The sequence below is a fragment of the Halobacillus massiliensis genome (genome assembly GCF_900166625.1).
GTDB classification, from domain to species: domain Bacteria; phylum Bacillota; class Bacilli; order Bacillales; family Halobacillaceae; genus Halobacillus_A; species Halobacillus_A massiliensis.
In genome coordinates, this window is record NZ_LT800499.1 from 3,210,153 (window position 1) to 3,223,333 (window position 13,181).

General features: G+C 40.7%; 8 protein-coding genes. All 8 read right to left on the reverse strand.

The annotated features are described in order from the left end of the window. The 8 genes from B7E06_RS15980 to B7E06_RS16015 all read right to left on the reverse strand — a co-directional run bounded on the left by B7E06_RS15980 (nt 1) and on the right by B7E06_RS16015 (nt 13,180). Entirely contained in the window at nt 1-798 is a 798-nt protein-coding gene (locus B7E06_RS15980; RefSeq protein ID WP_179134142.1) for a carbohydrate ABC transporter permease, read from the reverse strand. Between the two features lie 60 nt (nt 799-858). Further along, nucleotides 859-1,770, reverse strand: a complete 912-nt coding sequence (locus B7E06_RS15985) for a carbohydrate ABC transporter permease (RefSeq protein ID WP_082236035.1) — start codon at nt 1,768-1,770, stop codon at nt 859-861. A gap of 161 nt (nt 1,771-1,931) precedes the next feature. After that, nucleotides 1,932-3,233: an ABC transporter substrate-binding protein gene (locus B7E06_RS15990; protein WP_082234935.1), complete on the reverse strand. Its 1,302-nt coding sequence runs from the start codon at nt 3,231-3,233 to the stop codon at nt 1,932-1,934. Between the two features lie 173 nt (nt 3,234-3,406). Beyond that, nucleotides 3,407-4,966: a response regulator gene (locus B7E06_RS15995; protein WP_082234936.1), complete on the reverse strand. Its 1,560-nt coding sequence runs from the start codon at nt 4,964-4,966 to the stop codon at nt 3,407-3,409. A gap of 4 nt (nt 4,967-4,970) precedes the next feature. Then, nucleotides 4,971-6,698: a sensor histidine kinase gene (locus tag B7E06_RS16000; protein WP_082234937.1), complete on the reverse strand. Its 1,728-nt coding sequence runs from the start codon at nt 6,696-6,698 to the stop codon at nt 4,971-4,973. An 87-nt stretch (nt 6,699-6,785) separates the two neighbouring features. Continuing rightward, nucleotides 6,786-8,099, reverse strand: coding sequence for a hypothetical protein (locus B7E06_RS16005; RefSeq protein WP_082234938.1), 1,314 nt, complete (start codon nt 8,097-8,099; stop codon nt 6,786-6,788). A 167-nt stretch (nt 8,100-8,266) separates the two neighbouring features. Continuing rightward, on the reverse strand, nt 8,267-12,316 hold the full coding sequence (locus tag B7E06_RS16010; protein ID WP_082234939.1) for a bacterial Ig-like domain-containing protein: 4,050 nt from the start codon (nt 12,314-12,316) through the stop codon (nt 8,267-8,269). Between the two features lie 15 nt (nt 12,317-12,331). After that, on the reverse strand, nt 12,332-13,180 hold the full coding sequence (locus B7E06_RS16015) for a sugar phosphate isomerase/epimerase family protein (protein ID WP_082234940.1): 849 nt from the start codon (nt 13,178-13,180) through the stop codon (nt 12,332-12,334). Nucleotide 13,181: the final 1 nt, after the last annotated feature.

Consider the following 13,181-nt stretch of genomic DNA (forward strand, 5'->3'; position numbering starts at 1 on the left):
TTAACCCTTCAATCCTGTGGAGCTGATTCCATCCACAATATACCTTTGGAAAATAAAGAAAATAACAAAAATCGGCAGAATACTTAACGTAGACATTGCAAACATGGCTCCCCAGTTCGTTACGGAGTTTGGATCTGAAAATAACTTCAGGGCCAGGGATACAGGATATTTTTCAGGTGTCGAAAGATAAATCAGCGGTCCCATGAAATCGTCCCATCTCCAGTAAAAGGAGAAAATAGCAGATGTCATCATCGCCGGAACAACCAGTGGTACAATAATGCGGAAGAAAATGTTAAAGCTGTTACAGCCATCAATTTTTGCTGCTTCATCAAGCTCTGTTGGGATCGTACGAATAAACTGCATAATCAAAAAGATGAAGAAAGGAATTCCAAAGAAAGTTGGAAGAATCAATGGAAGATACGTATCGATCCAGCCAAACTGGTTGAACATGATGTACTGGGGAATCATCACCATTTCAAAAGGAAGCATCATCGTAAGCATCATGCAGACAAACCAGATTCTCTTACCTGCAAATTTTATTCGGGCAAATCCATAAGCAATAACTGTGGAAGAGACAACACTTCCAACTGTGGCTATTACTGTAATAATCAAAGAGTTTGTAAAAAAGGTTGTGAACGTAATTCCTGCAAATCCATTCCATCCTTCAATATAGTTCTCAAAGTTGAATTCTTTCGGAATGAGCGAGTAAGAATCCACAAAAACCTGGGAACTCTCTTTTAGCGAGCTGCTCACCATCCAAAGCAGCGGATAAATCATGATCGCTGCAAAAGATGCCATTAAAACATGCTGAATAGTCTTCTTAACTGTTTTATTTTTCTTCAAAGAGCTTCCTCCTTTCTACTTGGCATCCGATTCATAGTGCACCCAGTGCTCAGAACTCTTAAAGATTAATGCCGTAAAAATTCCTATGATGATAAGCATGACCCAAGCCATCGCAGAAGCATAACCCATATCAAAGTATTCAAAAGCCCGGCGATACATATACAAAACATAGAGAAGGGTACTGTCTACAGGACCGCCGTTAGTAACAACGAAACTTGGGGTAAATGCCATAAACCCTTGAATTACCTGCATTATAGTGTTGAATAAGATTACGGGTGTTAATAATGGGATCGTAATGATAAAGAACTGACGTAAAGGTCCGGCTCCGTCCACACTTGACGCTTCGTAAAAGGTCTTTGGAATATTACGAAGACCTGCTAAGAAAATCAGCATCGAAGAACCAAACTGCCAACCGTATAGTAAAATCAAAGTCCAAATCGCTGTATCCGGATCACCCAGCCATGAATGAGTCGGGAATCCAATTAGCGAAAGGATGGAGTTAAAAGCACCATCATCACCAAACAGCTGACGCCACATAATAGACACGGCTATACTTCCTCCTACTACAGAGGGCAGATATAGCAGTGTTCGGTAAAGACCAACCATTTCTACGACTTTATTTAAAGCGAGCGCAACAAGCAAGGCAAAAATGAGACGAAATGGTACGGCAATTCCTGCATAGAAGAAGGTCACCTTCATTGCCTGCCAGAAAGTCGGGTCACCTGTAAACATACGTTCATAATTGGCAAGTCCGATCCAATTTGGTGTGCCCATCATATCGAAGTCTGTAAACGAAAGATAAAGCGAGTAAAGGATCGGAAACAGTGTTAATGAAAGAAATCCTATAATAAAAGGGGAAATAAACATGTACCCCGTTAAATTTTTATTCCCGGTTGATACTTTTTTCTTAGGCGGCAAGACTTTCATTTGTTTCTTTATTTTCTGTTTCGTATGAGGAATCTCTTCAGATTCCTGTGTCTTTTTCTCAGGGATCATAATTTTCACCTCTTTTTTCGTATCTCTTGAAGATTAAGAAAAGGAAATGGTCCTGAATCCAGTTGTCTCAGGACCATCATTTCCTTTTAAGATTATCTGGCAAGGATTGCTTCTGATTCCGTTCTAAACTGTTGTGCAGCATCTTCTGGGCTGAGCTCTCCGTAAATAACAAGCTCATCCACTTTTTGCAGAGCACCTAGTACTTCTGAAGCCTGCGGCGGGAAGTTCGAATCAATTGGAGCACTTCTCTCAGTGACTTCTTCGATATATTCGTATACTTTCTTGTCTGTGTCACTTAAGTCATCCATTAATTCATTTCGAATGTCTTCTTTTAATGGCACTCCGCGGTCAGAACCTGCAATTTTATATACATCAATGTTATTGATAAAGAAGTCGATAAAACGAGCTGCTTCTTCTTTATGTTCAGAGTTTTCAGCAATGGACCAGAGCATCGCAGGCTTTAAATACATAGCCTGTTCATTGTTTTCACCCGGAAGCAGTGTCATTTGAATGTTTTTATCTCCTGCTGAGCTGTCCAGTGCTGTAGCCTGGTTGGACCATCTGAAATCAAAGGCTGCTTCTCCGCGTACAATCAGCTCATCCTCTACCCCTTTAATTTGCTGAATCGTATCATAGCCAGGGACAGCTCCCGCTTCATGAAGTTTTACGTTACGCTCAAAATAATCTACAAGCAGCTGATCGTCATCATATCCTAAAGCAGTACCATCTTCATTAAACAGCGTTTTGCCACTTTCTCTTAAATAGTATTCGAAAAGGTTCTTCGGCTCCATTAAGCGGGCACCGTATTCTCCAGTAGCTTCATTAATTTTTTGCGTATACTCATCGTAATCTTCCCAGCTCCAGTTTCCGTCAGATACATCTACACCTGCTTCATCAAGCATATCCTGATTGTAAAAGGCTGTCAGAGCATTCGTTCCAGTAGGAACCCCCTGTAATTTGTCATCCTTCATACCTGATTCAAGTACTGTATCGCTTACTCCTTCGAGATCAATCGTTCCATCTTCAACAAAAGGAGTAATGTCCGCCAGTAATTCCTTATCCGCATACTGGTTTAAGTACTCACCGAAGTTCTGCTGCATGATGTCAGGCAGATTGTTCCCTGATGCGGAAGCTGCCATCTTCTCAAAATATCCGTCAAATCCAGTGAATTCTGCATTAATTTTAATGTCAGGGTTTTCTTCTTCAAATGCTTTAATGATTTCTTGTGTCTGGTCATGCCGGCTTTGGGAACCCCACCAGGACATCGTCAGCTCGGTTACCCCATCTTCACCGCCGTCGCTGTTTCCTTCTGCTTCGTCAGAACCTGAACAGGCTGAAAGAACCAGAACCGTCATCAGCGTTAATAAAAAAACCAACCATAATTTGCTCTTCATACTATTTTCTCCCCCTCCAAATTTGAAAGCGCTTTCTGTTTCATGTGTCTATCATAGAATTTATAGTTTTTTAAATAAATAAAATTTTCAGACATTCATGTTTAAAAAACAGACTTCTCCTTGATCCGTCATTTTTTTCTTAGAAACCCATAAAAAAACTTATAGAGAACACTCTATAAGTCAGCTTTTACATTTTTGTAATCTGTCGGTGTCATCCCTGTATATTTTTTGAATACCTGTCCAAAATAGCGAGGATTATTGCCAAAACCAACCGCTTCGGCCACTTCAAATATCTTTACATGATCGGAGTGTTCGATCATGTCAACTGCCTTTTCAATTCTGAGGTTAATTAAGAAGTTTGAAAACCGCTCTCCCTTTTCCTTTTTAAACAGCTTTCCTAAATAATCAGAGTTCATATACAGGATTTCGGCTGCAATTTTGGACAGGGAAAGCTCTTCATCTCCCAGGTTATCTTCGACATAGCTGATTACACGATCAATTATATGGCTCTGTGTCTGCTTCGTCTTCTCGTAATGATAACGGCTGATTTGTAATGCTGTCTGCTCAAGAAATTCTTTAAATTCATGAAGCCTGTCATATTGCTGAAACACCAGAACCTGTTTAAGGTATTCTTCCATGTCTTGTTTATCCGCCTGCCTGATTAATGCCAAGTACAGTTCCAGACAATGAGTCTGGACAAGGCCGGCTTCATATTTTTCCTGTTTTATCTCTTCAAAGAAATCTTCTAAATATTCCAGGGCTGTCTTTGAATCCCCGCTTCGAACAGCGAACAATAGATCTTGATGATCATATTGTAATTCTTCCACGGGATTAGAAGGTTTCTTTAATTCCTGAACAGTTACGATGCTGCCTCCCTCGACATAGAACTGCTGTGTCAGACAGTCAAGAGCTTCTTTATACAGCTGGCGAAGCCGCTGTATGCTTCCTGCCTCACTGATAGCCGCAGAACACTCGAGGTTATAATAGTTGAAAAAATGTTCCTTAACTTGTTGCAAACAGGAAACCATTTCTCTCTGTAAGGAACGCTCGATTAGAATCACGACTCTATCGCCAATCGTTGTTTCCAATGTAATATAAGTGTCTTCCAATTGCTCGATGACCAGTTCTTTTAAGGCAAGCAAGTGTTCATATTCCGATGAACCTTCCACTTTCATTAATAAAATCCGGTATTCATCGGCAGTCGTATGAAGCCCAAACACACTGCTGTAGTACTCCCAGTCCTTAACCCCATATTTTTTCGTTGTAATGAATTCTTTTAAAAACTGCTCCTTCGCCTTAGGCATAACACTTTGCAGGCTCTCCTTCATTTTCTCAAGAAATTGTTCTCTGGAACTTTTCTCATCAAGCGTCTTCACCACTTTTGTTAAAGCTTCTTCAATTTTATTTTCATCACTTGGCTTTAAAAGATAGTGTTGGACATTACATTCCATCGCCGTTTTGGCAAATTCAAATTCGTCATGTCCCGAAAGTACAATAAACTTTATTTCGGGGTTCGTCTGGTAAACCTTCTGTATGAGTTCGACTCCGTTTAACCCAGGCATTTTTATATCCGTAATTACGATATCGGGAGGATCGCTCATTATCATTTCATATGCCATCAGCCCGTGATGGGCCTTGGCTGCCAGCTCTGTACCACAGGCTTCCCAATTGACAATAGCCGCTATCCCTTCAAGAATGTTAATCTCATCATCAACAATCAGCACTTTATACATTCACTCACCCCATCTCATTCGTATAAGGAACTCTGATTATTACTTCTGTTCCTGTACCGGGTTCACTATTGATTGTTATTCCGTACGCCTCTCCATACATCATCTTAATTCTTTCATTGATATTATTAATTCCAATCCCCGAGCTTCGTGATTTGATGAGCCCCTGATATATTGCTTCCAGCTTGTCTTCTTCAATACCCGGGCCATTATCAGTAACAGAAATTTCTAAATCATCGTCGACTTCCTTAATCGTCACAACGATACGACAGGAAGATACCATTTCTTCCAGTCCATGCTGAATTGCATTTTCCACGATAGGCTGGATAGAAAGCTTTGGAATATGTCCATCCTCCACTTCTTCAGAGACCTCCAGTGTGAAATCAAGCCGCTGATCATAACGATATTTTTGGATGGTAATATAATTCCTAACAATCTCCAGCTCTTCCTTTATTGTGATCATCGGAGTTTTTTTACTTATTATATTTCTCATCATACTGCCAAGCGCTGCCGCCATCACTGAGATCTTCTCCTGCTTATTCACCTTGGCCATCCAGTTTATTGAATCGAGTGTATTGTATAGAAAGTGCGGATTAATTTGAGCCTGAAGCGCTTTATATTCTGTTTCTTTTATCATTAGCTGCTTTGTATAATTCTCTTTAATTAATTCATTGATCCGGTTAATCATCAAACGGAAGTTGTTATGGAGGTCTCCTACTTCATCATTATAATGCTTGGCAGACAGCGGTTCTTCAAAATTTCCGCTCTGTACTTTCTTCATTTGAACCGTTAAGTCTTCAAGCGGTTTTGAGATATTATGAGCTGCTCTTCGGCTTAAAGTAATGGACAGTGTCAGCATCAATAAGAAACAGAGAATCATAATATTTTTAATAGTAAGCGTCTGGGAAGTGATGTTATCATAAGGCAGCAAGTGGTGGTACGTTAATTCCGAAAAATCCGAATGTGCATAGGATAATAAATATTTATTGCCGTCAATTTCCACAACATTGTAACCGTTTCCATCTTTTTCAGAAGAAAAGTCTTCTATTTCCCATTGGCCCTCTTCATTGCTTTGATAAAAGATTTCATTGTTACTCGTAATTACAAAGTCATTATTCGGTGAGAAGTTTAGGGTTTCTTTTATAAATTCATTCATATCTATAGAAATAATTAAGGACCCCATATCCTGCAAGCTTAGATTCTGGGTTTGTCGAATCAATCGGGCTGATGAAATTCCATTACGCCCTTCAATCGTCGTCCAAATGTTTGCGCCTTTAGCGTCCTTTAGCAATCTTTGAATCTTGTTATAATCACTTTCTACTTCTGTGTTAAATCCGGTAGTGTACTTTTCACCGTTGCGGTCAATAATCTGCATTGATGAAATATACTTTCTAGTCGACGCATAAGCAAGCAAACGTTCAAGCAGACGGGTCCTCGTCTGATAGGTTTCACGGTTAAGGCTCTGCTCGTTCATAATATATAAATAGTTTTGTATGACAAAATCAGTACTAACTTGAAATGAAAGATTTTCTACAATATTCAGCTCTTTATCCAGCACGGATGAAGAGAGCTGAAGCATGCCTGCTGATTCTTCATAAATCCTTTTTTCATATAAATTAGTGAAGTAATGGTAGGTTACCAGACCCATTGTTCCAAAAATCATTAAAAGGAGGAGAGACATCGAAAAGATTTTGTTTCTGATTGAAAAGTTACTGTAAAAATGTTTATATTTCATGGCCCTCCCCCTCTCACCATCAATTTGTAAGAAAATTATAACATATTTCGACGTTTTCCTATTGTTAATAATTGGGTATGGTATATGTTAAGCAGATTGCGCTTTATGTTGTTTTTCCCTTTTATTCAATCGGAACACAATCCATAATACGAGAATCAGACACGATAACTCACCTAAAGAAGCAGCAATCGAACCGTTCACTCCATTCCATGATGGAAAGAAATAGACGAGTGTTAAAAGAGCCCCTGTTACGACAAGCAGATTTAAGAGCTGCGCTGCAATCATGCGATGTGTTTCTCTATGAAGCATCAAAAAGCCGTTCAAGAAGTCAATCCACGGAAACACGAGAGTTTTAATCATAAAAAATTGAAGGACCGCTAATGTTGTCAAAGTGAGTTCTTCCTCTGCACCCATGACCGAATTCATAAACCATAATCCGATCGGTGTATAGCATAAAAAGGCCAAACACACTGTAGGAATGACACTGATTACAGTGATATATCTAAACACTTTCTGCTTATTTTCCTCATAAAGCTGGAGTACGAGCTGATGTGTGTACATAAAGAAACTGAGCAGCATCTGCGTAATGCTGAATGCCAGGGCAAAAGAAGCTATCCCCATTTCAATATCTTCCGTTTTTGATAAAAAAACATAGATGACAGGTACCAGAATAGTCTGAATAACAAAATAGAAAACTAACGGAAAATAAAACTTGGAAATCTCTCGGTTATTCAAAGAAGAAGTCTTTGTCCCCTCAGCATCTGCATCAAGTAATTGATGTCCCTTCCATATACTGATGAGACATTCAATCACCATTCCCGTCAAGAATAAGATCGCACCTGTAGCGCTTGTCACATAATCGAATAACACAAACAAATAGGCCGCAGACAGCATAGCGCTCAGCCGAATAACAACCATAATAGTCAGCCACTTCGTCTTCAGATGGCTAATGATAATTCCTTGGTAGAGGCCGCGGATACCCGAAAAAACAATAACAAACAGAATGACTTTAAAAGTCACAGAAATCGTATACACCATGGTTTCATCAGCATTGAAAAGCTGCACATAAACCCATTCTCCAAAAGGACTGTAAATCATCAGCAGACAAATCATCATGATAAAAGCCAGCGGCCAGATCATAAAAACGGCAAGCTTTTTAAATGACCGCGTATCCTTTACTAAAGCTGAACAAGTCTGTCGAAACACGATAACAGGTCTTTCTATGATCCCAAAAATGGCAAACGCGACAGCATAGCACGCAATGATAAATGCAGCGTTATCCCCCCTGCTCAGCGTTCCATTAATAATAACGTGAGTAATAGCGGTTAAACTTGCCGAGAAACCGAGTGGAATAAAAAAGGCATTCAGCTGGTTGTATGAGAGCGACGAATTCTCTTTCATTGTTTAGTCCTTCTTTCAATTGTTTATATATAGGAAATTGCCAGTTCATTAAAGTTTGGCACTCTTAAACTCCAGGCAGTTCCCCTAAGAAATGCATTCTTTAGTCGAAAATTTTAAAACAAACCCCCGGAGAGATTTTACGATTCTCCGAGGGCATTTTTTATTTATTACTTTACTCGAATGGTTGTCTCTGCTTTAATGGCCTCCCCTGACTTCAATAGGCCCGTCAAGCTTAATGTCTGTTCGCCCTTATCCAGCGGCTTTACAACTTCATGGCGGGAAAATTCAATTTTTCCATGGTTTTTATCATCCAGCGGCTTAATAGACCCATTTAAACGGATACTGTCTTCTACGATATCTTTCATTGAGTACCCTTCAGGCAGAGTTAGATGAACCTTAACTTTTGGCCCCTTCTTGTTATAATCTTTTTTCTTCAGAACGTTAGGAGTTACTTTCATATCTGCATTTACCTGCAGTTTTAGGAAGTCTCCTCTCAGGATGTTTCCTTTTTCATCTCTTTCAAATGGAAGTTTCGGATCCAGGCTGACGAAATTCTCCTCTGTAAGGACATTGCCAGATTGGTTGATACTTTCACTTCCGTTAAAGTAGAAGTTCTCATCAGACTCATTTTCTTCTGGATACTGGTCAGCAGAAGCTTCCCCTGTTTGATAGGAAACCAGGCCATCCACTGTAAAATCTTCCTCAATATTACCGTAGGTCGTAAGGGAAACATTCCTTCCTTCGTTATTAAAGCTGATATTATTCTCCGTAATAACACCTGGATTGCTGTTGCTTGTAATGCCATCAGCTCCGTTATAAAAAGCAAGGCTGTCTTTTAAAACATGCGGGACATGAATCCCTTCTCCTCCCAGCTTAAACCCGTTCTTATCTCCATCTCCGATCGTGCCGTCTGACAGGGTGCCATTTTCGTAAGCGATACTGTCTTCAATTAAAACAGCACCAATCGCACCAGTTCCTGCTTTCGTATATAGGTCCCAGCCGTCATCGATATTATGATGGGCAATACATCCACGGAAGATGTTGCCTTCCCCTGATGTCAATTTAGCGGCAAATCCGTCCGCATTATTGTCAGATGGGTCGCGGTTATCAAATGATTCACTATTTAAAATCAAGTTATGGGACGGCCAGTCCTCTTTCGGTTCACTGGCATCTGTCCGGCTGATCTGAAGCCCGGTATCACCATTTTCATAAAATCGGCTCAATTCTACGATGTTATGGTCGCCGCCAACCGTAAATCCTTTTGTGTTACCTGCCGAGCGGGCAAAGTCAATGCCTTTAATGTGCCAGTAATCACCGCTTAGCACGACACCTTCCGATTTCTTATCGAAATCAATAACCGGACGTGCTCCTTCTTCAGCAATTAAATACTTGTATTGATCTTCCCTGCCATCGTTGTATTTATCGATCGTAAGTGGGGAGCTTTGGACATAATCGCCTTCCGCCAGAACAATTTTCTGTCCCGGAAGAACATACTCAACCGCCGTGTCTAAATCAAGAGGCTGGTCTTTCGTTCCGTCCCCCTCACTCGTTCCTGAAGGGGCTACATGTATATCTCCCTCTTCAGCAAAAGTTCTCAGTTTTACTGTAAAGTTTTTTACCTGCTTATCATAAGAAGTTAAATACTGAGTGTCATCAGGGTAAAAGGTTAAACTGAAATTATTTGCACCGTTTTCCAGCTCTGTCTCAAGAGAAGTTAATTCACCTTTCTTTACAGGCAGATCGCTGGCGATGATTTCACTTCCCTGCTTCACAGCAGCTAAACCATCAACATTGGATTTAATCAGCAAATCATATGCAGTTTCAGATGACTTGCTGCGGGATTCAATTGAAAATTCAGGTCTAACGGGTTCTTGTGGCGGCTCTACTTTCGGTGCATCTGTGGCCTGATCAGAAATATTATAATCTATATTGCTCACTTCAATATCTGCTAAGCGAGCAGTATAAAAACCAACATAAATTTTCGAATCCTGTACATTTAAAATGTCAGGCTCGAAGAATATTTCCTGCGATCCATCATTTAATCTGCCGGTATAACCGCTGTTTGTCTTAGATAATGTCAGGCGGTAATCTTTTTCAGGATATGTTTTCCCAGGTCCTGGCTTCTCATCCTGAAGCATGATTTTCTGTACGCCTTCACTCCCTGCCCCATCAGGAGAGTCAACGCCTGTGCGGATAAATAACTGGGTGCCGTTCTTTTCCTGTGTACCTCCGCTGAATCCGCCAACAGCCGCTATGTTAGAAGCAAACACACCGGAATCGTTATTTTCACCGATAGCATCGCGGGCCATAATACCAAATGACTCCTGCCCGTCGTGGTTTGGACTCTTCGCATATTCATTAACTTTAATGTCCGCGGATAATTCAAAGTTGTCCTGTTCTGCATCGATTTCGGTATAGTAATACGTAATTCCGTCATGGTCGCCTGTAATTTTTCCGGCACCCGGCTCAGCTACAATTCGAATACTTCCATCATTCTCTTCAATATAATTTGTATCCTCACCCGTTGACTGACCGAATTGGATGGATTTCCACTCCGGCTCATAAGCTTCTCTTACTGTGACTTCCAGCCGAATAGCTTCAAGTGAATCATCAAAAGGGGAGATCGTAAGTGGATAGACGCCTGGCTGACTTGCATCAAATGCTGAATCAACTATGTTATATTGATCTTCACTTAGCAGCTCTTTTTCTCCATTATCATAAACCTTAGATACTTCCAACTGGGAAAGTTCAAGCTCATCTCCAATTTGATAAGTTGTCTGCGGATAATTGGTTACAGAAATACCTTCTGCTTCTTTTTCTTTTACGTTTACTGTGAAAGAAGTCGATTCTCCTTTAAAAGAAAGGCTGACTTCCTGGTCTCCCGTCTTACTGGAATCAAACCCTGCCGCCTCAAGCTGATTTTTTGGCACTCTCTCAGTTTGTCCATCACTATATTCAGCTGTAACAGATAAACCATCAAGAGACAGCTCCTCGCCTATAAAATACTGCGTTTTTTGTGGAGACTGCTTGACATGAAGTCCAATCACACGTTCATCTATAACGTCAATATCAAAAGAGGTACTAACATCCCCCTGGTTGGACTGAACAGTTACGGTGTGAGTGCCCGCTTGATCAAGCGGCTCTTCATCAAATTCGTCCCCGTCTATAAGCAGCTGGTACTGATCGGCCGTTAATTCCGTTTCCTGGTAACCGCTTTCAAATTCTCCAATAACGACAAGCCCTTCAGGATCGAAAGTATCATAAAGATAGTACTTCGTTTTGGCCGGATAGTATTGAATGCTCAGATCAGTAAGCTGAAGCTCACGGATCGTTAAGTCAATCTCTGTAGACTTTCCATTATAATGGACGGCTACCGTGTTGGTTCCCGCTTCTGAACTATCAAATCCCGATACAAAATAATCTTTTTCAGACAGCTGTTGTTCGCTTCCATCATTTAAGACAGCTGAGACTTCCAGATTATCAAGATTAAGAGACTCATCAATTAAGTATTCTGTTTTCATATCGTCTGTATTCACAGTAAGCTCTTCCACATTGTTTTCATACTGATGAAATTCTGTATTCTTAAACGTAATTTCGCCATCTCTGGCAACAAACAAGCCAGCGTAAAGATCATCTGTAAAAACATCTTCCATCTTCACGGTTTCACTTTGCCCATCTGCTGTCAGAAGAAACGTATCCCCGGATTTTTTAATGCTTAACTCATAGGACTCCCCTGTTGCCGGCAGGCTGGTTTCAGAAAAAGCATCCAGTTTTTCAAGTCCTCCCTGGCTGTAGAAACCTCTTACAGTATCATCAAGCGCCCCAACAGCAGTGTAGCTGGCATCCGCTTTTGAACTGTCTCCATGTTCCCCGACTCCATCACTGACCATTAATCCGAAGGCGCGCTGGCTGTCAGGACTGTAACGGTCCACATATACTTCTGTTGTTAATTCGAAATTTGACTCGCTGCTAAGTGGCAGATAGTAATAAGACAAACCTACTTCGCTATTGGCAATTTTACCGCCTGCTGCTTCCATCGTAATTGAGCCATCCTCAGAAATTTGAGGAGGTGGATTTTTATCTTCGCTCGTATTTGAACCATAAGCAGCGAATTTCCAGCCTTCCTGTGCTTTTACCGTTGTCGATCCAAGAGGTGTATAAACCGTCGTGAATACTATTATCAGCGTTAAAAAGATGGCCCAGCCTCGATCCTTCATTCACATCTCTCCTTATTAAATTGTCCTCTTTACTTCAGCATATCTCGCCTTTTTCCGTATTCCTTCAATATAACTCTTTGCTTCAAGCATCTGATGTTCCTTGGCGGCTTCCATAATAATTTGCACCTGCGGTTTATACTGTTCAAGCAGCTTCATATACAGCTCGTAGTTTAAGTCACCTTTACCAGGTACAACTGTTTCGATTTTTCCATTATTTCCAATGATCCGATCCTTTGCATGGCAGGCTATAATACGTTTTCCCAGTAAGTCAAAAGCTTCCTTGATAACACTATCCTGTTCTGCAAAGTTTTCTTCATGAACCAGGTTTCCAGGATCAAGTACCACTCCAAAATTTGTGGAAGGCACTTCCTCAAGCATCTGTGTTAAAGATTCGGCAGTTCCAATTAAGTGTTCGTTCGCAGGCTCTATGCCGATATACACCCCCCATTTTTCTGCCTCTTCCACAAGCTCCTCCAATCCACCTTTAAGAATGCTCCACTCCTTTCCTGTTGTATGATTTGAAACTTTTCCCACTTCACATGCAACCATCGGTGCTCCAAAGAACCTGGCATGGCGGATTAATTCCTTAAACCGTTCCAGATTCTCACGTCTGATGGCTTCATCCTCGTGAAAAAAGTGCAAATAGCAGGCCAGCACTGAAATCGATACATTCTGCTTATCAAACTCCTCGGCAATATCTAAAGCTAAACCTGGGCTTAAAACACCGGGCTTTGAAAAGTCATAATCGTTGAAAGCTTTCCATAGCGCGAGCTGAACGTGTTTAAAATTTTTCTCTCCCGTCTTGTATGCAATATCTTTGTAAGACATTTTTCCAAACAAATGAGCAAGTACGCCAACTGTCATG